Genomic DNA, 20,259 nt, shown 5'->3' with positions numbered 1-20,259 from the left:
GCGGAGGTCAGGCTTCCGTGGACAATCAGTTCGGGAATGTGCTGCATACCGAGTTCGAAATCGAGTGATTGAGCGGCAACGGCTCGGGCTATACGGTGGACGAGACGTGCTAATTTGAAACAGTGCTCGGTCTGAAGCCGTTGCCTCCATACGGCACAGCCCGCGGCATGGCGTAAAGCTTCGTGAAGACCATTAGCAAGATTATGTCGCAATCGTGCGGAAGCCGGACAAGCGACCGCAGCAAGGAATCAGGCCATCGCATTTGATGCACCATAACGAAAAGCACCCTCATAGCGCGTCGAAGTACTGCTCGCAGTGCGAGTTTCGACGCTCGACGGATTCAGCAACCTAATCTTACTGTGTCAAAAAATTAATCTTAAACGCTGAACAAAACGGACATCGCAGGAGCCGACGCGCGATGTACGCGGCGATACGCCAGCGCAGCGTGGTGATGGAATCAGCTACGTGGCGCTGCGCGCGCTGGGGACCCGCGTGGCACGTAATCCGAGGGTAAGGCAAATGGGTCGCGGATCGCGGAGTTTTTTTTACTGTCGCCTTGAATGAGGCGTTGAGCAACAAGAAACCCGTAGGCGGCGACACACAACGATGCATGGTGATGGAATCCACGCCAACCGCGCCCTTCGAAGTGTCCCAGGCCGAATTCCTGCTTGAGATCCTGATAGTCCCGCTCGATACGCCAGCGCATCTTGGCGACATGAACCATGCGTTCGAGCGTCGTGTCCGGGGGCATAGTCGAAAGCCAATACTTGAGTGGCTCCGCATCACCTTCAGGCCATTCGATTAGCAGCCATTCCTCATCGCGCAGTGTGGACCGCCAATAATCGCGGTGTGAGGCACGCACTCGCACGGCGGCAAAGCGCGAACTGAGCGCGGCGCACGTGCCTTCGCGCCATATCACGTTGCGATAGCGCGAGGCATCGAGCGTCGAGGCCAGATCCTTGACTCCGATCGGCTCATGTCCGGGCGCGCGCCTTAACAAGCTACGCGGCCGGCCCGATTTCCCCGTGGAGGGCTCGGGCGGTAGAGGAGCGGTGCCCGGCGCCCATACACGCGTGTTCGAGCGAATTCCCACCGCATACTGCAGCCCGAACTCGCTAACGGCTTCGCGAAACGAGGTGTCGTCTCCATAGCCGGCATCGGCCAACACGATACCGTCGGGCGCGCCGCTTTGCCGTGCTTCGCGCAACTGCTCAGTCGCAATCTCCGGTTTGGTTGCAAACTCAATTTCATCGGGTACGCCTGCTTTCTGTCGTCGCGCGGGATCGTCGCTCCATTCACGCGGCAGATACAGTCGATACGACACTGGTAGGCTTGCGTCTTCCGTCGCCACCGACAGACTCACCGCAACCTGGCAGTTGTCCTGCTTGCCCAACTGGCCGCAGTATTGCCGCGCCACGCCGACCGAATGCTTGCCCTTCTTGGGAAATCCCGTGTCGTCAATGATCCAGTACAACCCATCAGTCGGGTCCATGTGCGGCAGCACCCAACGCCGCACTTGCTCAAGCAGCGCCGTATCGGACCATCCCGACTTCGCCACGAAATGATGCAGCGACTGGTGTCGCGCGCTCACATGCTCCGGTTCCAGATGTGCCGCCAGCGGCTCGACGCTCTTGCGTCGAATTGGCAGCATCAGCCCTTGGCAATAGCCCCTCAATCCTGCTTCCCGATCGTTATGCTCAAGCGCTTCGCACAAATGTCCCAGATACAACTCGAATGACGTCTCCCAGTCCATCATTCCCCACGCCGTAGATGAAGGAGCTTCTATAGTGGCATGAATTTACTGACACAGTAAGAGTAGCGTCATGAAATGGCGCATCGAACATCAGGAAACCGAGGGAGGGACTGGGAATGTCGGGATTGGCAGTGCCGGCGATCGAAGCGGCAGTAGCGGAACTCGGACCAGCTTTGGCTCGCGCTGGAACCGCATTATTGGGCGGAGCCGCAGCGGCGGGGACAGCTAGCCTGTCGGGCGACCCCCCCCGAGAAGGATAGCAAGGCCGCACCCATCGCCAGATCGATTCCACGCACGGGAGAGAGCTGCAAGAAATGTCCGCCGGAGGCGGGCAGCATGCAGAGACGTAACTGGAGCATGAGCGCCAATTCTCGCGAGTATCAAGGCCGCATGACGGGCTTCCCGTATAACGTCGGAGAGGGCTGGAGCATGGAGTGGGTCTGGATGCGTGACTTCGATGGCTTTCGCGCCGATAGTTGTACTTTGATAGAAGCCAAGGGGAAGTACGACCAGTTCTTGGACAAGAACAACGAGCCTTACACGAAGGCATTTGATGACATGGAGGAGCAGGCCCAAGGCCAGTCCGAGGTGGTAAATGACAATCCTCCAGCGAAACTGAAATGGTATTTCCAGACGGAACGCAGTTGGACTTACATGCGCACCACGCTCGCCCGTCTCCGTGTCCAGTCTGAATGGGTACCCTGAGAAACATGGAAATCGTCACGCAATTCCGTAGCGCTCCCGATTTCGCCGATGTCGGCGATTTCTCGGCTCATCTCGTGCGTCTATGGCCAGTAGTCGAAGCCATGTCGCAACTGGATGAGCGCTTGGGCCAGTGGTGGTTGAAAGCGGATACTGAAGAAGAAGCGCGTCTGTACCCGATGTATGAATCGCCTGGTGTTCCGTCGACCGCTGTTTTGGCAGTCTTAGCCCAGCGGTACGAGAAGAAAATGGACCGACCCAAAGTTTTCGGCTTTTGGAACGGTCGAATGTCCGAAGCAGATAGCGCGACGTTGAAGCTTGGCATCGATACAAGGAGCCTGCCCAGCGAGGTGGAGATCGGCCTGCCGGCAAAGAGTGCGGCGTCGACAGACGTGCAGAGCTCCCGTGGCGTAGCGGAGATCGTGTCTGCGATAGTGGCTGTCTATGATCCGCTGTATGTGTCGGTCTCTTCGCGGGATTATTTTCCCCGCCAGGTGTTCGATGACAAGCCGGGTGTTGGTTGGATGCTTTATCTCCCCAAGGTGCTCACCGAGCAGCAAATCCCGGAGGCGCGTGCACTGATTCCAGTTCCCGATGACAGTCGCAAGCAACGGGGCACGATTGTCGTGAGTGTTCCAGATGAAGTGTTTTCCGCGGACGACTCCGAACACGTCGATGTTGCCAATCGCATCGAGATTCGGCTGGTCGACCAAGATCTCTTGCCGGGATACGCGGACCTGTGATGTAGTGCCGCTGATTCGAAGAAATTCGCGGTCAGGATTTTCTAAGCAAGGCAGACAATAAAACCATCGACTCACTGGAAGGAATTAACTGATGGCAGAGAATTACAAGGCACTCAAGGCTCAACTCGACTCGCTGCAAGAGCGGGCGGAAGCCGCTCGCGTCGCCGAGCTCGAACGGGTGATTACGCAGGTGCGGGAGTTGGTCGCTGAATACGGCATCACGTCGGAACAAATTTTCGGCCGTAAGCGTGGACCGAAGGTAGCGAAAGAGCCGGCGGTCATTGAGGCGAAGTATCAGAACCCGAAGACCGGCGAGACGTGGTCCGGCCGCGGTCGCGCTCCGCTGTGGATCCGCGACGCGAAGAATCGCGATCGCTTCTTGATCAAGCAGTAAGCGAGGGTTGAGATGACGACGCACAAAAGCTATCCGGAACTGATCGCGGATCTCGATAGAATCAATGCTGAGATCGCCGCCGCGCAGACAGCCGAGCGCAGCGCTGCGATCGAGCAGATCAAGACTTTGATGGCCGAGTTCGGGATTTCGGCCGACGAACTGACCGCGAGGCGAGCGCGCAAAAAGCATCGCACCTCGGTGGCCAAGTATCGAGATCCGATAAGTGGCGTTACGTGGAGCGGCCGCGGACGAGAGCCGTCGTGGATTGTCGGCAAGGATCGTGCAGATTTTGTGATTCAACCGAGCCTGGTATAACAGGCGGCATCTCCGGGATGTTCATGGCGGAACCGTGACGGGAGCACGACAAAATGACGTTGCTCCAGTCGGAACATCCCCAAGCAAACCATAGCGCGGTAAGGCGCCGGTGATGCATCGCGAGTGGTGCCCAGCGGCCGGAACATGAAAAACAACGCGGAGCCGGCCTGCGCAGCCAGATTCAAGCGTCGGAGTGCGTCCGACCGCACGGCATGCTGCCAGAGCAGCACCGCACCGCATGTGCCCGCGCGCAGCGCTTGTTCAGCAGCCCATAGGCCGTCAGCGGTACGCGGCGCACGCAGGCTCACGAACCCAGCAGGATCTACGCCCCAGTATGCGAGTGCGGCCGGTTGCAGGGTGTGCGGCGCTTGCACGATCACGATCGGCTTCGACTGCAAGCGAGCCAGGACAGGTGCGAGCAGCCGCAGCTCGCCAATGCCAGGTTGCTGGGTGAGCAGCTCGACCAGGCACCCTGGTGGCCAGCCGCCGCCAGGCAGCTCGGCCGACAGCGCCGCATGCCCTGTTTCGATACCGCGAACGCCGCCGTGGGCCAGCTGGCTGGCCCGCCACAAGTCGCGGTGAATCAGTTCCGGATGCGCGAGAGCAGGGTGCATGGTGGTCGGTCGCCAATACTGTATGGATATACAGCCTTCGGGCATTGTAGCGCACTCATCTCAAAAAGCGAGTGTCTGGCGATCGACGCGTAAGATGAGGAAATGCCGAGGGAGGGATTGCCGATGTGTACATATATGAACGCCGCGATTTAGCAAGCGGTTTTGGTGAGCGAAAGGGGCAGGGACGATAGATCGCTCCCTAAAATCTAGCGCAGCTCGACTGTCTGGGAGCGGCCAGTTTCGGTCCGCCGACCAACGAAAGAGTCGGACATTCGAAGGTCCGCTACACGCAGCTAAGCGACGTTCAGACCATGATCTTGTTCGTCGGGTCAATTGCCGGTATCGATGCCTGGGCGCTCGTTTGGCGGACAACAGCTGCTAGTCGCGCGAGGACGATGGCTTGACTGTATCAAGGTGAACGATCAGGGCATCAATGAAGGCGCGGACCTTTGCTGACATGCTGCGGTGAGTCGGATACAGCGCGTGAAGCTCAATGGGTTCCCGTCTCAATGACGGAAGTACCCGCACTAGGGTGCCGGCCGTCAAGGCGGGAGCTGCGAGGTAGCTTGGAAGAAAACCAATCCCGCCGCCGCCTTCGAGAACGATCTTCTGCGCAGCCGCGTCCGGGATGATTGCCGAACCGCGTGGCTGTACGGTCAATTCCGTTTGGCCATCCTGAAAGACCCAGCTCGTGGGTGCCTCGCGAACGACGAGCCTATGTCCGTGAAGTTCAGCTGCCTGCCTCGGAACGCCCGACCGCGATAGGTAAGATGGACTTGCGCATAGCCACAATTCGACCGGTGGCAGTCTGCGAGCGATGAGCGACGAGTCAGGAAGTGTACCGACGCGCACCGCTACGTCGATACCTTCGCGCGCGATGTCGACGTAATTTGAGTCCGTGGTCAGCTCGACGGTCAGTTCCGGATAGCGGTCGAGAAAGTCAGGCAGCATGGGTGCAATGATTCCCTGTGCGAACGATTGCGTCGTGTTGATACGTAGAAGCCCGCGTGGTTCCCCCGCGTAGCCATCAATGATCGCCTGCGCTTCCTGCAAGTCGTGGACTGCCCGCGACGCGTAGGGCAGTAGCAGTTTTCCCGTGTCAGTTAGCCTGAAGTGTCGTGTGGACCGGTCGAAGAGCGCTGATCCAATCTCCATCTCCAATCGTAAGAGCGCCCGGCTTACGGTCGATTTTGGAGACTTCAGCGTCCGTGCCGTGCCCGAAAGGCTTCCACTATCAGCTAATCGAAGAAATATGACGAGGTCGGCTTGGTCCATTTCGTGTCGTTTTCCGGAACAGCGAGTCGCGCTTTAGCTATCTTATATTCAAAATCGGAACGCCCTAGACTTCTCCCCGACGACGTACACCGCGCGTCACGACTATCGGAGGGAGATATGGAGAACACACACACGAGCTATTTGATCGCCGGCGCCGCCGGCGATCTGGGGCACCGAATCATCGATGCGTTACTTCGCACACGGCCCGCCAAGGAGATCCGTGCGGGTGTTCGCGGCGGTTCGGCAGGCAAACACGGCAATCGTGCAAGAGGGTGGATAGCGAACGGCGTAACCGTCGTCAATATGGACCTGGACGACCCGCTCAGCCTCAAGCACGCCTGTGCAGGCGTCGGTACTGTTATTTCAGCAGTTCAGGGTGGACCTGACACCATCATTGATGGCCAGTCCCGGTTGCTTGAGGCAGCGCTCGCGGCGGGCGTCGGACGATTTGTTCCGTCGGACTTCTCTGAGGACCTATTCTCAATCCCTGAGGGCATTAACCCTTATCTCGACATGCGGCGGACCTTTGATCGCAAGGTAAGCCCGAGCGGCATCGGCTATACCCACATCCTGAACGGTGGGTTCATGGAGGCTGTGTTCTCCAACCCCGGCCTGATCGACGCCGAGGCAGGCACGATCACTTACTGGGGCGACGACGAAGTGCCCCTCGACTTCACCTCCTTGAACGATGTTGCAGCATGGACAGTCGCTGCCATTGACGATCCTACGACGGTCAATAGCGTGGTTTCCGTAGCGGGCGACCGTCGCACCATTGCCCAGATTGCAGCTGACTATGCGGCAGCAACGGGCAAGGAGCTTCATCAGGTGCGCAGAGGGTCGATCGCGGACGGATATGCCGAACTACGCCGAATGGCGAAAGCCGGTGCTCATCCAATGGCAATGCTGCCGCTCCAGTATCTGCTACCGATGATGTCGGGCGAAGGGGCTTTGTGCGGCATCGCAAATGACCAATATCCGACAGTGCGGCCGACATCGCTCCTCGACTTCATGAAACGGTACTATCAGGTTGTTCGGTAGCCGTACGAGGAAGGGCAAGGTGAGCCCGCCAGCGATTCGCTTACGTGGCCAAGCGGGCGCGCGACGCCCGTTCCCAGGCCGCCTTCGCCTGGGCTCGGGCTACGCGCTTGCGTTTCGCATCCCGATGATAGCGGCAGCCCACGAACAGATTGGAAACTTGGCCGTGCACGGACGCGAATCGCTGCAGTTGACACGCCGATTTGAAACGGCGCATCACCTTCTCGCGCACGCGAGTCGGTTGGTGCGAATTTTCGGCGCGGTTATTCAGCCCCTTGTGCTGCCGGTGCTCGACACACAGGCCGAGTGCGGTGTTGGCCGCCGCGTAGCTGCGCAATTTGTCCGTCACGATGACGCGCGGGCGGCCGTGGCGCTTGAGCAGCTTGCGCATCAGTCGCTTGGCCGCCGCGGTGTCGCGCTGGCGCTGAATCAGGACATCTAGCACGGCGCCGTATTGATCTACGGCTCGCCAGAGCCAATGCTTCACGCCGCGAATGGTCACCGCGACCTCGTCGAGGTGCCATTTGTCGCTGCGGCTCGAGGCCGTGGAACGGATGCGCCGGGCGATCGCCAGACCAAACTTCGTGGCCCAGCATCGCACCGTCTCATAGGTCAGCTCGATGCCTCGTGCCGCCAGCATTTCCTCGACCATGCGCAGGCTCAGCGGAAATCGGTAGTACAGCCACACCGTGTAGCTGATCACGTCAGGTGGGAAGCGGTAGCCTTTGAACGAGATCGGCGAATCAACGCACGGCTGGACGGCATCGGTCGATTTCTCATGCCCTACTATACAAGCCTTCGCGCAACAACCTGACAATACCGTAGGCTGCTGTGCCGGCTGCTATGGCGAGGCACATACTCAGTCGAGTACGTGCTGGCTTGGTCCACATGGCGTCGAAGACACCATTATCGCGCCAGGCAATGCCATTACCGGCGCCGCGGTTGCGCACCTCCTTCTTCGTTATATCTACGGCTGTAGTGCTAAATGGCTCTATCACGCTAGCGGAGTATTTTCACGATGGGCGAAAGCGCGACCTGCCTGTTCCATGCCGCAGGCGGATGCTGGACGACCTCGATCAATTCACGCCACGTCGAGAAGCGTATGGCGAGGTGTTTGCGATAAAGCGAAGCACGCAGCAGATGCCGCTTCAGGGCGAAGTGCCTGCCGGTGACGCAGTGTGGTCCGCACCGCCGGTGCCGTTGTGCTTGCCGCCGAATCCGCCCTACGCGGAAGTATGGCGCTGTTGTTGTTCCCGGAGTTTCTGTGCCAGGCAGATACGAGACGAGATCAGATCCGCCAGCAGCCGGAGCTCATCCATCTCTGTTTTACTTGCCTTACGAGAAACCTGATCGATGACGCAGAGCGATCCGAGCGCATAGCCGTTGCTATCGCGCAAGGGCGCGCCCGCATAAAACCGTATCTGCGGTGCGCGGGTGACCAGGACATTGTCTTTGAAGCGTGAATCCTGCAAGGCATCTTCCACCACGAACGGATCGCCCAAGATGGTGTAATTGCAGAACGCCCAGATCCGCGGCGTCTCCCTCGCAGCCAGCCCATGGTGGGCTTTGAACCACTGCCGGTCGGCGGTCACGAGGCTGATCAGCGCAATCGGCGCCGAAAACATGCGGGCCGCCAATCTGGCCGTATCGTCGAAGATGTCTTCATAGGGGCTATCCACCAAGCCGGAGCGCTGCAAGGCAAGCAAGCGTTTGGCCTCATTGCGTGCGACGGGATAGGGTAAGGCCTGGGCTGCTTCCGCATCGCCGGACGCACCGTCAAGGAAAGGCGCCAGCGCGGCGCGGACGGCCTCGACGGCAGCCGCCTCGGCGTCGCGGGCAAGCACGATGAGACGCGCCGAGGCGACCGCCGCAAGATGCGCGCGGCCGCGCTCGTCGCACAGCGCAATCACGACCACGTGGGCGAGGTGCGAGTCGGACAGAAGGTGATTAACCACGAGGCCCCGGTCCCAGTCGGTCGCCGAGATATCAACCACCACCACGGCGGGCTGGACCCGGCCGAAGGTGGACAAGGCCGTCAGGGCGTCGGCAACGTGCTCAAACCTGGCATCCACGTCGGCCAGGCGTTCGCGAAAGCGACACCAGATCGGCTCGCTGGTCAGGAAGGCAACGGGCACCGGAGCGAGGTCGTAGTCCTGCGACGAGGCCATGCGCATCTGCGCGGCAAGCACGTCACGCTCATGGGCACGGCGATGCCCCCCGGGAGTTTTCCAGGACTGCGGCACGTTGGTTTCAATCCAGCCTTGCGCTGTCTTGATAGACACGCCGAGCCGATGGGCAACGTCCCGCGATGTCAGTACACGATCCTCCTCGGAAATGCTCATGAGCTCAGTCTCAGCAATGGGATATGGGGCTGGGATACTATCCAGACGTATCGAATCCTTGCAATATGTTTTTTTTGCAACCCGTCATAAAACGTCTCCCTCGCATGGCCCTGGGATCGTCGCTTCTAAAAAGCGCGTTCAAGCTCGATTACCTTAGCCAGTGCGGCGCCGAGCGGCCCTTCCTGCAGGATCAGCGCACGCTTGATCTCCGCGTCGAGCGCGATCGGCCGCCAAAGCTCCAGAGCCGAAACGCCCTGGCTGATATGCAGCAGGGACAGCAGCCCGACCAGGCGAGCCTTGGTGACTGCGCATGCCGTGCCTCCCCCGGCCGTTTGCATGTCGCTCATCTGCTTGGCGCGTAGCCGTGCAAGATCCGCGAGCGGATCGGTCAGCACATCCGCTCCGCCTTGGTAGAGCTGCAGTGCGCACCAGGTCAAGAGCATGTTAGTGCCGGCCAGCGAAGCAGCCTGCGAGATCGAGGATATCCTCGCCCGAGATTGCTTTGTCGCGGCGCAGTTGTTCGCAAGATGAAGCAGCTGAATGCAAAGCTTCGGACACCGCTCGATCTTGATCGACAGGTCCGCGAGGTTTTCCTCGTCGAGGATTGCCTGCAACACGTGCGCGATGACCTTGAAATCGGGCGGTAGCTTCTTGCTCGCGACGATGCGAGGCTTGCTGAAAAAGAACCCCTGCATCAAATCGCAGCCGGCCTGCAGCGCGCGGTCACGATCGGCATCGGTTTCGATTTTCTCGGCGAGCGCGATCTTGCCGGCACTCACCAGGATATCGACCAGCAGATCGCGCTCGCGCTCTTCAATGAACGGCCAGTCCACCTTCACGATGTCTATCAGCGGCAACGCGTCCATTATCTTCGGCGAAACCACGCGGACATCGTCAAGCGCGATGCGAAAACCCATGGCCTTCAACTGCTCGCAACGTCGCAGCAGCCGTAGGTCCACCGTGCTAGTTTCGAGTACCTCCAGCACGAAGCGATGTGCCGGCAACACATGGATCGTCGGCGACATCAGGAAAGCGTCGGAGCAATTCAGGAAAAACACGCCGACCGGCGATACTTGATCGAGGCCGACATGGCCGACCGCCGCTTCAAGCACGCATGTGGTCGCTCTCACGTCGTCAGTGATGGCGGTCACGACTCCCGTCTGATCACGGAATAGCAGCTCGTGCCCGTACAGTTTCCCGTCACGGTGGATGATCGACTGCTTGGCGAAGATGGCTAGACCATCGCCATGAGAGGTATCGCTGCTTTGCATCTGCGTCATCGTGCTACCCCAACGTAAGCCTTGCGAGGCGGGCGGGCCTGCGCATCACCATCGTGCGGCGACAACGTTTCCCGTCCGGTCACGATTTGCGGACGCCACCCGCGAGCCAACACCGCCTGTCTCGATGGCAAGGCCGGAAAGCCCGGCCTCGCGCCGGGCGACCAGCCCGGGTCGTACGAAAAGGTCGATCAAAGAATATCAGGAAAAGATTAAATTGATACTTAATTGGTATTTTTTCGCATATTTTCCATGAAATACTCAGTGTTTTCCCCTACTAAAAGGGTGTTTATCAAAAAAATTGCAAAATTTGATACTTGCCGGAATGCCGATGCCGTAGTCTTCCTCCAACGGCGGGACGCCATCACTTCGGCACGCCGGACCTGTTCGGACGGCGGCCAGCTGCATCATGCGCGCAACGCGTGAGGGCGCCCGACGTCCGGGCGCGGACCTCGCGGTTTATGGACGGATACCCGTGAATTCATACGATTTTATCGTCGTCGACGGCGATCCAATTCTTCGGATCGGTGTCTGCGCGTTGCTGGCGCGAAGCAAGAACGGAGCGAGAACCGGGGAGATCGAGCCGGGCGAAGGTATCCGGAATGTCGGCGCAGCTCGGCTCGTCGTGCTGGTCGTCAGCGGGCGGCTCCAATGCGCACCGGGGCGCGTGAGGGAAATCAAGTGCCATGCGCCGGACGTGCCGCTGCTCGTACTCGCGTCGGGTGCCGACGACGACAACGCTATTCGGGTGCTGCGGGCCGGCGCTACTAGCTATGTCCGGCTCTCGGCCAATATTGCCGACATGCTGGCCGCGATCGATGCGACCTGTCGCGGGCAACGGTTCCTCGGCGCGGACGTGGCGGCAGGCCTGTCGGATCGTCTGCTGTTGGGGCGGCGTCAGAGGCACGAAGACCTGTCGAATCGTGAATTGCAGATGCTGGTTCGTCTTGCCGACGGACAAAGGGTGAAGGACATCGCCAGCGAGCTGTGTCTGTCCGTGAAAACGGTCAGCAGCTACCGCGCGAGATTGCTGGAAAAGCTCGATTTCAAATCCAACGCAGATCTCACGCGCTACGCGGTGGCCAACGAGCTGATTGCCGATGTGGCGAGATAAACAGGCCGGCACGACATCAGTTTCGTATGAATTATTTAGTTATCCATTGGAATGGATGCATCGAAGCGAACGGTCGGGAACGGCCGCATGACAACGGATGGGCAGTCGGCGCGTGATACATGCACGCAGCGCCAGATCGCCATCCATAGACGGGGAAGGGCATGAATTTCGAACATCTGACCATACGGTCGAAGCTGCTTGGCACTTTCGGCCTGCTCGCCGGGCAGGTGCTGGTCGTATCCGCCTTTGCGCTGCACGCCCTGAACCAGGCCGACGAGCGCTTCTCAGGCTTCGTCGCCGGCGTGGCCGCTCGCGCGCAGCTGGCGTAGGCGATCCGTGCCGCCGTCGACGATCGTGCCATGGCGGTGCGCAATCTGGTGCTGGTCACCACCCCCGCAGACGTCGCGATCGAGAAAGCCGCCGTGGAGGACGCCGAGCGGCGCGTAGAAGCCAATCTCGAGCGGTTCAGTGCGATGGTGGCCGGCGCAAGCGACGTGACCGATTAAGGCCGCAGCCTGGCGGCCGAGATTTCGCGCGTCGAGGCGGGTACCACCATCTCCGAGGTCACGCGGGCGGTGGCGCGCGTGACCGGCATCATGGGAGAAATTGCGACGGCCTCGGGCGAACAGAGCGGCGGCATCGAGGAAGTGAACCGGGCCATCGTGCAGATGGACGAGGTGACCCAGCAGAACGCCGCGCTCGTGGAGGAAGCGGCGGCCGCGTCGGCATCGCTGGAAGGCCAGGGGCGTCAACTGGCGGAGGCGATTTCGTTCTTCCGCGTGACGGCGGCCTAGAAACCATCGCGACGAGCATCTCGGCCCCGGGGGACGGCCCGAGGCGAACCGCAGCGAGCCTGCATGTTTCATGCAGTGGACGGCATCGGTCGATTTCTTCATGCCCTACTATACAAGCCTTCGCGCAACAACCTGACAATACCCCTGGCCATGCACGACCAGCAACTGCTCGGTGTTCCGAGCCATCGATACCTGGAGGCGCAGGAGCGCGCGAAGCAACTCTCGCGGGTGGGCGATCAGCGATTCCTGAGCAAGCGTGACGAGGATACGCAACGCGCTCATAAAGATCGAATGGAATGTCGGCCGCCTACCGGCCACTGCCTTTCTTCGGGATTGAAACGGTCTGGGGAAATCAGGCAGGTCAGGCCCGCGGAGTTGACAGGCTGATTCTGGTTGGTGCCGCCTCGCACCGAGCTGTTCGCCCGAGGAGGCGGCGACCGGAACGTCGCTCGTCACGTGCCTGGACACTGGCGCCGCGCCGTCTCTGGACACGTTCGCCACGCTCTTCAATAGGATCTTCATATGGACCGCCGAGCGGCTCGCACCGAGGTACACGGGCTCTGCGGCCGCCCTGGTATGCCGAGACGATCGTCGCTACGGTCGATCACGATGTCGAGGCTGCCAATCCGGTTACCCCGGCCGATGTGAGCTTCGCCGACCGGCGCTGTCACGTTAGCAGAGTATGTTCGCAAGGGGCGCGAGCGCGACCTGCATGTTTCATGCAGCGGACGGATTCGGGGTGACCCCGGTCAATTCACGCCACGCCGAGAAGCGTACGGCGAGGTGTTTGCGAAAAAGCGAAGCGCGCAGCAGATTCAGCTTCAGGGCGAAGTGCTGACGGATCGGCCCGAAGCTTTCGGGGAAAGCCTGAGTGCGCTTCGGGACGCGAAATCCCCGCATGCGTCGCTCGCGTTCGCGGGTCGGCTGACGGCTGCTCTCGGCGCGGTTGTTCACGCGGGCAGCGGCCTTCACGAACACGTGCTTGACGTTGGCGAGCTCCGGGATGCCGGCCTTGGCAGCCGGGTAGCTGCGTAACTGGTCGGCGACGATCTTGCGCGGCGCAGGAAAGGAATGCAGCACACGCTGGAAAAAGCGCTTCGCTGCGGACTTGTCGCGCTGCTTCTGCAGCAGAATATCCGGCTCGGCACCGTGTTCGTCGACCGCCAGCCACAGCAGCCAAAGCTCGCCACGCAGATTCACGAACATCTCGTCCAGATGTCAGGTGCGGTCCGGCTTTCGTCGCGCAGCCTTGACCCGCTGGGCGAAGGCTGCACCTAATTTGTCGCACCATCGGCGGATCATCTCGTAGCTGGCGATCACGCCACGCTCGAATAGCAGTTCCTCAATGTCGCGTAGGCTCAGCGGGAAGCGGAAATACCAACGGACCGCCTGGCTGATGATTGCTTCGGGGAATCGATGGCCGTGGTAGAGCGCTTTTGGTTTCAGCGCGGCATCTTACGCGACCACACCCGTCAACGTGACAGCGCCGTACCGATGGCCTAGGGTTCCCGCGCCGCGCAGCTGGTTAGACCGGTTGCGTAGCTGCGTTGGATTGCCTGCACGCGCGGACCAGGAACTGTGGTGGCAACGCGTCCCGCCGGCCGTGATCGACGCCCTGGCCGATGATGGCTGGCTGCGCGCGCAGCTCGGCTCCCGCGTTACCCCGATCCAGCGGACTATTGAGCACAATGGCCAACGGCCCCCATTCGGAACAACTGCAACTGCGCACCTATAGCCGCGACTAATTCGCGGCGCTGCGCGCGTCAGACGCGTGCCGATCGCGACGATTGCGCGGCTGTATTTGGATCGGTACCGAAGCCGCCGCAAAGATCGGCGGATTGGCTATTGTGACCTCCCGCGCCTCTTGTCGCCGTGCTCACTTTGGAACAGCGCGGCTGTTGAAATTCGGAACGGTGACCTGGCACACTCGATCAATCTTGCTGGCTGCGCGTTATAGGTAGCATGCCGTGGAAGCAATGAAAAAGGGCTCCAAAGGCATAAGCGATGATCACTTCACTGCCGCTGGAACCCGTTCAGAGCCAGCCAGTTACTGACCTGCGGCCAGTTCCTTAACCCTCTCGGTTGTTAGTGCGTTGCCGGCAATGCCCCAGTCACCGCTCTTTACCTCTTCAACGATGACCCAGGTAACGGGCCGCATATTTTCGCCCTCGATCGACACCATGGCGTCGGTGAGGGTAGAAATGATCTTTTCCTTGTCGGCTGCGGAGAAAACGCCTTCGATGACTTTTACATTAATGAGCGGCATAAGTGTTCCTTGGGTTCGTTTGAGTTGATGCTGCTGTCTTGCCTTGCGTCTGCTTGATTCAATGGTATTGATTCACGATTGCATCTCGGATTCGTTCGAGGGACAGCCGAAGCTGCGCCCGAGGACACGCAAGATTGAGTCGCACTCTACGGTCGCCGTTCTCGACGAACATCTCTCCACCTTCGAGAACGACGCCTGATTTTTCAAGAAAGAAACGCGTGAGGTTGACTGAATCGTCGAAATAGGTCCGCAGGTCGATCCACGCCAGATAGGTCGCTTCCGGAACGCGAAATTTTGCTTTTGGCAAGTGATCGCTCAGAAAGCGTTGAGTCAGGGCGAAGTTCTCGTCCAGATACAGCCGCAGCGCATCCAACCACGGAGCGCCATCGCGGTACGCACCGATGGCGGCGGCGAGACTGAGCGGGTTCACGAACGGGTAGTGGCGCCGTTTCCATTCCGAGCGCAATTCCGGATCCGGGATGATAACGGTCGCGATCATCATTCCTGCCAGATTGAACGTCTTGCTAACGGCCATGCACGTGATGATGTCCGGGCTACTCGGGAACAACTTCGCCAACGGCGTGTGTGCATTGCCGGTTCTTAGCAAGTCGCAATGGATCTCGTCAGAAACAATCTTCACACCGTTTGCGATGCAGAGTTCACCCATTTGGCGCAGCTCGTCGCTTGTCCAGATCCGGCCGGTCGGATTGTGAGGGTGGCAGAGGAAAAAGAGCTTCACCGCAGGATCGCTAACTTTCGCTTCGAAGTCCTCAAAGTCGATCGAGTACTTGCCGTCGTCGGATGCGAGCATGCGCGACGTCACGAATTCGCGATCGCGCTGAAGCGCCGAGTGTTTGAAGTATCCATAGGCCGGCGTCAGACTAAGCACTTTGTCGCCGGGGCGGCACACATATTCTACGAGCGCGAAGAGGGCAGGTATGACGCCGAGTGAGACCTGCATTTCCTCGCGAGCGAAATGCCAGCTGTATCGTTGCGCACACCAGGAGTGGAAAGCCTGATAGAGCTGCTCGTCCAGGTCTGCCGTGTAGCCGAAGATGGGATGTTTGAGGCGGTCGGTAATGGCATGTATGGCGGCATCGGGGGCGGCGAATTGCATGTCAGCGACCCACATCGATATCAGCTCTTCTCTCGGCATCTCGAGTGCAAGTGCAGGTGCATCCGCTCCGAACAGATAATTCGCGAAACCTTCCTCCGCCATTGCATTTGTGTTGCGGCGGGAGATCGAGCGATCAAAGTTATAGCCCATACTGGATTCTCCATGTACGAGATCAAGCATTCAACGAGCCTCGCGCGATGCAGCTGTTGGTCTATCGCACCGACGGACGACGGCATATCCGCTTGACCTTTCGGTCCCATGACGCGCAACAGCTTCGAAGGCCTGCATTGACGTCGATGGGGAGTCTGAATGTGGCACGCAACCTGAGGCGACGCGTCGGTCGGTCCGGATCGTGGTCGGCCGGCCAAGTTTCGCCAGATCTTCTGATGCTATTAAATGCCGATGGGAAGCACTTCGAACGACTTGAAAAAGTTGATTCGGAGACTTCCCATGCAAGCAGCCCGAGCCCGCCGTACCTCATCTCGCGTTCATGTCGGGGACCGGAATGATGCGTCGGCATTTCAGTCCGATTACGCGGTTTCCTGCTCGAAAATCGGATAATCGGTGTAGCCCTTGGCACCAATGACGCCATAGAAGGTCGACCGATCGGGCTCCGTGAGCGGCCAACCGTTCTTCATCCGCTCCACCAAATCGGGATTGGAAATGAAGGCCGTGCCGAACGCGATCAGGTCAAGTTCTCCCTTCGCCAGTTCGGCTTCGGCGAGCTCCTGCGTGAAGCCGCCGGCGCCGATCAGCGTGCCTTGGTAGGCTTTGCGAAAGGCCGCACCAAAGCCATCCGGAGTACCTGCTGCCGAAATGGTCGTCTGATAGTTCAGGTGCACGAACGCCAGCTTCCGTTCGTTCAAGGCCGAGGCCATGCTCGCCCACGCATCCGCTTCCCCTTCGAAGGCCTCCATATCGTAGATGCGCCCGAACGGCGAGACCCGCAGGCCCACCTTTTCACCGCCAATGGCGTCTGCCAGGGCGTCGATCGTCTCCAGCAAAAAGCGCTGACGATTAGCGATGGAACCGCCATATTGGTCGGTGCGGGTGTTCAGCGCGCTGCTCAGGAACTGGTCGAACAGGAAGGCATTGGCCGCCATCACTTCCACGCCGTCGAAGCCTGCGTCCATCGCCCGACGCGCGGATGCAACGAAGTCCTGAGTGATACGTTGCACTTCGTCCGTGGTCAGCGCACGCGGCACACTCGGGAGGACCGGGCCCTCCTTGCCGGGTTCTACCCACGCGTAGACCATGGTCGTGGTCGCCGGCACTTCGCCCGACGAAACCGGAGCCGCATTGCCAGGCTGGATGGAAACGTGGGACAGCCGACCAACGTGCCAGAGCTGGGCAAAGATTTTGCCGCCCTTTTTGTGCACGGCGTCGGTGACCTTCCGCCATCCTTCCGTCTGCTCGTCGGTGTACAGACCCGGCGTATACAGATAGCCGCGGCCCTCTTCGGACACCGGAAGACCTTCGGTGATGATCAAGCCGGCGGAAGCACGCTGCGCGTAGTAGAGCGCGGTGAGATCGTTGGGAATGTTATCGGGCGTACGCGTGCGCGTCATCGGTGCCATGACGACGCGGTTGGCGAGCTGTGTCCCGGAGAGATCGTAGGTTGTAAACAATTTACTCATCATTTTGCTCAAAATGTAGGTGCGCCAGGGCGCTGGCGAGTGTCGGGTTAAATGCGAAATGAAACGGATGGCTATCTAACAGCCGGGAATCTGCTTCACGCGCATTTCGGTCAGTCCGGAAAAAATCGATACCTTGTGAATGGGGGGGCTGCCTGCCTAGTGAGCGCACCCGTCGATGCTGCAGCTCATGCCTCCGGTGTCTTCGCTTTCGTCCGGTACGTTCTCGGCGGAGTCGAACAACGCTTTTTCGAACACGGCGACTTCACGTGCGCCCGAGAGGTACGTTCGGTTGTTGAAGACAAACAGCGGAACGCCATTTGCGATTCGATTTGCCTCTGCTTCATCTCGCGCGATTTCGGACACCAACTCGCGATCGTCGAAGGAGAGCGACGCAGCAGAAATGCCGATGCTCTTCGCAAGGTCGATGAGCGCGGCTCTATCAAAGATGTCAATCCCGTCGGTCGTCGCGGCCCTGTAGATCGCTTCGATCATCCGTTGTTTGTCTTCGGGCGTTTGGACACTTTTAACGAGTAGATGCGCGTCGCTCGTGTCGCCAAAGCGCATGGTCTCGAATCGGTAGTTCAGACCTTCCTGGGCTCCGGCCGAGCACACCGCATCCATCATTCTTTGCGCTGCTGTCGGGTTTCCAAACTTGGCATAAAGCGCGTCTGTAAAGCCGGTCGGAACCATGCCTCGCGCAAGACGGTAGGACTTGTGTGTCACGACCACGTCGACGTGCTGCGTCACGCCTTCTATCGCTTTTTCCAGGCGTCGTTTTGCGATCCAGCACCAGGGGCAGACAAAGTCCGACCACACTTCTACATTGACCCGCTTCATGTTTCATCCTCACCAAGAAATTGCTGCCTCGTGGCGCTCCGCTCGCAGCGGTTGCGCCGGGTAGGGCATTTACTCGCGACCGAGATGGTCCAGCGCGTCGAGCACATGAGTGCTATAGACCACAGCGGCGCCGGCGTTGAGATTGATGGCGACACCAAGTGCTTCTGCAACTTCTTCCTTCGTCACACCGAGCTTGTTGGCTTCTGCCGCGTGAAAAGCGAGGCAGCCGTCGCAGCGTGTTGTGACAGCGACTGCCAACGCAATCAGTTCTCGCGTCTTTGCATCGAGATGATTTGTCTTGGTGCCGGCGGCACCGAGCAAACCAACACCTTTGAGCGTGTCCGGGGTGTACCGTGCGAGTTCATGCACGCGACGGGTGACGGCGCCGATTGTTTCAGCCCAGTTTTCCATGGTTTTCTCCAAAAAAACAACCAACTAGTTGGTAGAATAAACGCTCAAATAAAAGAGCCATTTCACACGGAAAACGGCTCTGGCGCTGGGTGCAACGATGAATCGTTTGGGGAAGCGATCGCCTTTTTATGCTGCGGAGACAATGAGTCGAATGATGCCGTGGTCGAGCGTTTCGCCGTTCTTCATGACCCACTCGACAAAGCTGGCTCCCTCTAGAACGCTCAATACCTGATACGCCTTCTGGCAACTCCCCACACCGGCGGGGATCTCGCCGTCGCTGATGCCTTTGTCGATGACCCTGGTTAGCCAGCGCAGTTGCAGCTCGAAAAACCGTTGAGTGAGCTTCTGCAGTTCGGGCGGCAAAGCGGCCATCTCGGCGGCAAGCGCACCGCAGAGCGGGAGCAGGCTTCCATCACTGCTGGCGCGAAAGGTATCAAAAAATCCGTTCAAGCGGTCCCAGAAGTCCTCATTCTCGCGGTCGATTCGCTCGAACGCTTCCACCACTCTCGCAACATAGGCTTCCACAATCGCAACGCCCAGATCTTCCTTTGTCGGGAAGTGATGGTGAATGCTTGCCTTCCGGATGCCAACGGTTTCGACCAGATCGGCATAACTGAAGGCGGCATAACCCCTCGAGCGCATCAGGCCTTCCGCAGCTTGAACCAACGCGTCGCGCGTACCTGCCGCCATGTATCCTCCGGCACACTGCCATCTTCAATTGAACGGACCGAACGAATCACTGCAAACGCATTCTACCTACTAGTTGGTTTCTTGTCAAGCATGACGGCGTATCTCGTCTTCGCAGCGGGCCAACTTTGCAGAGACGCCCCGCAAGCAGATGGCAGAGGAACGTGTCCCCAATTGCACTCACCGACCTCGTGCGTTTTTTTCTTTGAGCGGGCAGCGCGGTGAATTCCTCTATCAATCTCGAAGGAGCGTCACGACAACAAGGGCGAGAAATGCTCTTGTAAAACTACCAACTAGATGGTAGTTTTCCGCATGTTTGAACTTTTCCATGCGCGAGAGCGCACCTAGGAGGACCAGCAGATGACTACCCACCCGAACGGAATCGATGTGCCAGCTTTGCAGCAATTCGCGCAAGAAGTCGCCACGGACCACACGAAGCGAAACGCGCGCTTCAACGTCAAGACGAACTGGGAACACCAGACGCGTTCCGTTGCGACTGTCAGCCACTATGAGCTGGGCGGGGTGACTCACCAGCGGCATTTCGAAATCGCAGCGGACGAACCCACCCAGCTCTTGGGCACGAATAGCGCGCCTAATCCGCAAGAGTTGCTCATGGCCGCACTCAACGCTTGTTTGACGGTCGGATACGTGGTTAACGCCGCCGCGATGGGCATCACTGTACACAGTCTGGAAATCGAGACCGATGGTGAGCTGGACTTGCGTGGTTTCCTCGGGCTCGACGAGAGCGTGAACCCGGGATACGACGAAGTGAGCTATGTCGTTCGCCTGCACACGGACGCTTCGCGCGAGCGTGTCGAGGAGTTGCACCGGGTCGTGACGAAAACTTCGGTCAACCTCGCGAATTTCTCGAAGGCGATCCGCATGGTCTCGACTCTCGAAGTCCGCGAAGGCTAACCAGCGGAGGTACTTGCGATACCGGCCGCGT

The 20,259-nt window shown here is 59.4% G+C and carries 20 protein-coding genes and 4 pseudogenes; 11 read left to right on the top strand and 13 right to left on the bottom strand.

Going from position 1 to position 20,259, the window contains the following annotated elements; all coding sequences use genetic code 11:
- Window positions 1-11: 11 nt before the first annotated feature.
- A pseudogene (locus AB4850_RS26265) lies at window positions 12-352 on the top strand (IS3 family transposase); the annotation flags it as partial.
- A 105-nt stretch (window positions 353-457) separates the two neighbouring features.
- Here the strand turns inward: AB4850_RS26265 and AB4850_RS26260 are convergent.
- Complete coding sequence (locus tag AB4850_RS26260; RefSeq protein WP_414442002.1) at window positions 458-1,753, bottom strand: IS701 family transposase; 1,296 nt, start codon at window positions 1,751-1,753, stop codon at window positions 458-460.
- Between the two features lie 116 nt (window positions 1,754-1,869).
- On the opposite strand from AB4850_RS26260, the pseudogene AB4850_RS26255 reads away from it, so the two are divergent.
- From AB4850_RS26255 to AB4850_RS26240, 4 genes and pseudogenes are all read left to right on the top strand, one after another.
- Window positions 1,870-2,458, top strand: a pseudogene (locus AB4850_RS26255) (restriction endonuclease fold toxin 5 domain-containing protein).
- 5 nt (window positions 2,459-2,463) lie between these two features.
- Complete coding sequence (locus AB4850_RS26250; RefSeq protein WP_414442380.1) at window positions 2,464-3,198, top strand: immunity 52 family protein; 735 nt, start codon at window positions 2,464-2,466, stop codon at window positions 3,196-3,198.
- A gap of 91 nt (window positions 3,199-3,289) precedes the next feature.
- A complete protein-coding gene (locus AB4850_RS26245; protein WP_414442379.1) occupies window positions 3,290-3,592 on the top strand; it encodes an H-NS family nucleoid-associated regulatory protein in 303 nt (100 codons plus the stop codon).
- Window positions 3,593-3,604: 12 nt separating this feature from the next.
- Window positions 3,605-3,907: an H-NS family nucleoid-associated regulatory protein gene (locus AB4850_RS26240; protein ID WP_414442378.1), complete on the top strand. Its 303-nt coding sequence runs from the start codon at window positions 3,605-3,607 to the stop codon at window positions 3,905-3,907.
- On the opposite strand, the gene imuA is transcribed toward AB4850_RS26240, so the two are convergent.
- Together imuA and AB4850_RS26230 are read right to left on the bottom strand one after the other, a co-directional pair.
- The gene (gene imuA / locus AB4850_RS26235; RefSeq protein WP_414442377.1) at window positions 3,889-4,521 is read right to left on the bottom strand and encodes a translesion DNA synthesis-associated protein ImuA; all 633 of its coding nucleotides are present in this window, start codon (window positions 4,519-4,521) and stop codon (window positions 3,889-3,891) included. The genes AB4850_RS26240 and imuA overlap by 19 nt on opposite strands.
- Window positions 4,522-4,899: 378 nt before the next feature.
- Entirely contained in the window at window positions 4,900-5,796 is an 897-nt protein-coding gene (locus AB4850_RS26230) for a LysR substrate-binding domain-containing protein (protein WP_414442376.1), read from the bottom strand.
- A 117-nt stretch (window positions 5,797-5,913) separates the two neighbouring features.
- Here AB4850_RS26230 and AB4850_RS26225 point away from each other — a divergent pair, with 117 nt between their 5' ends.
- Complete coding sequence (locus AB4850_RS26225) at window positions 5,914-6,834, top strand: NmrA family NAD(P)-binding protein (protein WP_070106595.1); 921 nt, start codon at window positions 5,914-5,916, stop codon at window positions 6,832-6,834.
- A gap of 40 nt (window positions 6,835-6,874) precedes the next feature.
- Here the strand turns inward: AB4850_RS26225 and AB4850_RS26220 are convergent, their stop codons facing one another.
- From AB4850_RS26220 to AB4850_RS26210, 3 genes are all read right to left on the bottom strand, one after another.
- Window positions 6,875-7,567 (bottom strand): IS6 family transposase, encoded by a 693-nt coding sequence (locus AB4850_RS26220; protein ID WP_414445617.1) that lies wholly within the window; start codon window positions 7,565-7,567, stop codon window positions 6,875-6,877.
- Between the two features lie 487 nt (window positions 7,568-8,054).
- Window positions 8,055-9,173, bottom strand: coding sequence for a GAF domain-containing protein (locus tag AB4850_RS26215; protein ID WP_414442375.1), 1,119 nt, complete (start codon window positions 9,171-9,173; stop codon window positions 8,055-8,057).
- A 125-nt stretch (window positions 9,174-9,298) separates the two neighbouring features.
- On the bottom strand, window positions 9,299-10,453 hold the full coding sequence (locus tag AB4850_RS26210) for an EAL and HDOD domain-containing protein (RefSeq protein ID WP_414442374.1): 1,155 nt from the start codon (window positions 10,451-10,453) through the stop codon (window positions 9,299-9,301).
- Window positions 10,454-10,925: 472 nt separating this feature from the next.
- Between AB4850_RS26210 and AB4850_RS26205 the strand changes: the two genes are divergently transcribed.
- The 4 genes and pseudogenes from AB4850_RS26205 to AB4850_RS26190 form a co-directional block, all read left to right on the top strand.
- Window positions 10,926-11,564, top strand: coding sequence for a LuxR C-terminal-related transcriptional regulator (locus tag AB4850_RS26205; RefSeq protein WP_414442373.1), 639 nt, complete (start codon window positions 10,926-10,928; stop codon window positions 11,562-11,564).
- Between the two features lie 161 nt (window positions 11,565-11,725).
- Complete coding sequence (locus tag AB4850_RS26200; RefSeq protein WP_414442372.1) at window positions 11,726-11,893, top strand: hypothetical protein; 168 nt, start codon at window positions 11,726-11,728, stop codon at window positions 11,891-11,893.
- 30 nt (window positions 11,894-11,923) lie between these two features.
- Window positions 11,924-12,070: a hypothetical protein gene (locus tag AB4850_RS26195; protein ID WP_414442371.1), complete on the top strand. Its 147-nt coding sequence runs from the start codon at window positions 11,924-11,926 to the stop codon at window positions 12,068-12,070.
- Between the two features lie 33 nt (window positions 12,071-12,103).
- Window positions 12,104-12,358: pseudogene (locus tag AB4850_RS26190) on the top strand (methyl-accepting chemotaxis protein); the annotation flags it as partial.
- Window positions 12,359-13,075: 717 nt separating this feature from the next.
- Here the strand turns inward: AB4850_RS26190 and AB4850_RS26185 are convergent.
- The 7 genes and pseudogenes from AB4850_RS26185 to AB4850_RS26155 form a co-directional block, all read right to left on the bottom strand.
- Window positions 13,076-13,804, bottom strand: a pseudogene (locus AB4850_RS26185) (IS6 family transposase).
- A 601-nt stretch (window positions 13,805-14,405) separates the two neighbouring features.
- Window positions 14,406-14,624 (bottom strand): tautomerase family protein, encoded by a 219-nt coding sequence (locus AB4850_RS26180; protein WP_036057610.1) that lies wholly within the window; start codon window positions 14,622-14,624, stop codon window positions 14,406-14,408.
- A 58-nt stretch (window positions 14,625-14,682) separates the two neighbouring features.
- Window positions 14,683-15,921: a MalY/PatB family protein gene (locus AB4850_RS26175; RefSeq protein ID WP_414442370.1), complete on the bottom strand. Its 1,239-nt coding sequence runs from the start codon at window positions 15,919-15,921 to the stop codon at window positions 14,683-14,685.
- A 350-nt stretch (window positions 15,922-16,271) separates the two neighbouring features.
- Window positions 16,272-17,381 carry an alkene reductase gene (locus tag AB4850_RS26170; protein WP_414442369.1) on the bottom strand — a complete coding sequence of 370 codons (1,110 nt, stop codon included), beginning with the start codon at window positions 17,379-17,381 and terminating at the stop codon, window positions 16,272-16,274.
- A 153-nt stretch (window positions 17,382-17,534) separates the two neighbouring features.
- Window positions 17,535-18,215 carry a DsbA family oxidoreductase gene (locus AB4850_RS26165; protein WP_414442368.1) on the bottom strand — a complete coding sequence of 227 codons (681 nt, stop codon included), beginning with the start codon at window positions 18,213-18,215 and terminating at the stop codon, window positions 17,535-17,537.
- A 69-nt stretch (window positions 18,216-18,284) separates the two neighbouring features.
- Window positions 18,285-18,626 carry a carboxymuconolactone decarboxylase family protein gene (locus AB4850_RS26160; protein ID WP_414442367.1) on the bottom strand — a complete coding sequence of 114 codons (342 nt, stop codon included), beginning with the start codon at window positions 18,624-18,626 and terminating at the stop codon, window positions 18,285-18,287.
- Window positions 18,627-18,752: 126 nt separating this feature from the next.
- Window positions 18,753-19,316, bottom strand: coding sequence for a TetR/AcrR family transcriptional regulator (locus AB4850_RS26155; protein ID WP_414442366.1), 564 nt, complete (start codon window positions 19,314-19,316; stop codon window positions 18,753-18,755).
- Window positions 19,317-19,673: 357 nt separating this feature from the next.
- Here AB4850_RS26155 and AB4850_RS26150 point away from each other — a divergent pair, with 357 nt between their 5' ends.
- Window positions 19,674-20,228 (top strand): OsmC family protein, encoded by a 555-nt coding sequence (locus AB4850_RS26150; RefSeq protein WP_414442365.1) that lies wholly within the window; start codon window positions 19,674-19,676, stop codon window positions 20,226-20,228.
- The last annotated feature ends 31 nt before the right edge of the window (window positions 20,229-20,259 follow it).

It is taken from the genome of Burkholderia sp. 22PA0106, from assembly GCF_047497155.1.
Lineage (GTDB): Bacteria > Pseudomonadota > Gammaproteobacteria > Burkholderiales > Burkholderiaceae > Burkholderia.
The sequence above is the reverse complement of the archived record's forward strand: the minus strand, read 5'-3'. Positions and strand labels throughout refer to the sequence as shown.

What these genes read in the sequence shown, in the direction of transcription:
- AB4850_RS26260 (WP_414442002.1), bottom strand. Translation starts at nt 1,753, where the DNA reads ATGGACTGGGAGACGTCATTCGAGTTGTATCTGGGACATTTGTGCGAA.
- AB4850_RS26250 (WP_414442380.1), top strand. Translation starts at nt 2,464, where the DNA reads ATGGAAATCGTCACGCAATTCCGTAGCGCTCCCGATTTCGCCGATGTC.
- AB4850_RS26245 (WP_414442379.1), top strand. Translation starts at nt 3,290, where the DNA reads ATGGCAGAGAATTACAAGGCACTCAAGGCTCAACTCGACTCGCTGCAA.
- AB4850_RS26240 (WP_414442378.1), top strand. Translation starts at nt 3,605, where the DNA reads ATGACGACGCACAAAAGCTATCCGGAACTGATCGCGGATCTCGATAGA.
- imuA (WP_414442377.1), bottom strand. Translation starts at nt 4,521, where the DNA reads ATGCACCCTGCTCTCGCGCATCCGGAACTGATTCACCGCGACTTGTGG.
- AB4850_RS26230 (WP_414442376.1), bottom strand. Translation starts at nt 5,796, where the DNA reads ATGGACCAAGCCGACCTCGTCATATTTCTTCGATTAGCTGATAGTGGA.
- AB4850_RS26225 (WP_070106595.1), top strand. Translation starts at nt 5,914, where the DNA reads ATGGAGAACACACACACGAGCTATTTGATCGCCGGCGCCGCCGGCGAT.
- AB4850_RS26215 (WP_414442375.1), bottom strand. Translation starts at nt 9,173, where the DNA reads ATGAGCATTTCCGAGGAGGATCGTGTACTGACATCGCGGGACGTTGCC.
- AB4850_RS26210 (WP_414442374.1), bottom strand. Translation starts at nt 10,453, where the DNA reads ATGACGCAGATGCAAAGCAGCGATACCTCTCATGGCGATGGTCTAGCC.
- AB4850_RS26200 (WP_414442372.1), top strand. Translation starts at nt 11,726, where the DNA reads ATGAATTTCGAACATCTGACCATACGGTCGAAGCTGCTTGGCACTTTC.
- AB4850_RS26195 (WP_414442371.1), top strand. Translation starts at nt 11,924, where the DNA reads ATGGCGGTGCGCAATCTGGTGCTGGTCACCACCCCCGCAGACGTCGCG.
- AB4850_RS26180 (WP_036057610.1), bottom strand. Translation starts at nt 14,624, where the DNA reads ATGCCGCTCATTAATGTAAAAGTCATCGAAGGCGTTTTCTCCGCAGCC.
- AB4850_RS26175 (WP_414442370.1), bottom strand. Translation starts at nt 15,921, where the DNA reads ATGCTTGATCTCGTACATGGAGAATCCAGTATGGGCTATAACTTTGAT.
- AB4850_RS26170 (WP_414442369.1), bottom strand. Translation starts at nt 17,381, where the DNA reads ATGATGAGTAAATTGTTTACAACCTACGATCTCTCCGGGACACAGCTC.
- AB4850_RS26165 (WP_414442368.1), bottom strand. Translation starts at nt 18,215, where the DNA reads ATGAAGCGGGTCAATGTAGAAGTGTGGTCGGACTTTGTCTGCCCCTGG.
- AB4850_RS26160 (WP_414442367.1), bottom strand. Translation starts at nt 18,626, where the DNA reads ATGGAAAACTGGGCTGAAACAATCGGCGCCGTCACCCGTCGCGTGCAT.
- AB4850_RS26155 (WP_414442366.1), bottom strand. Translation starts at nt 19,316, where the DNA reads ATGGCGGCAGGTACGCGCGACGCGTTGGTTCAAGCTGCGGAAGGCCTG.
- AB4850_RS26150 (WP_414442365.1), top strand. Translation starts at nt 19,674, where the DNA reads ATGACTACCCACCCGAACGGAATCGATGTGCCAGCTTTGCAGCAATTC.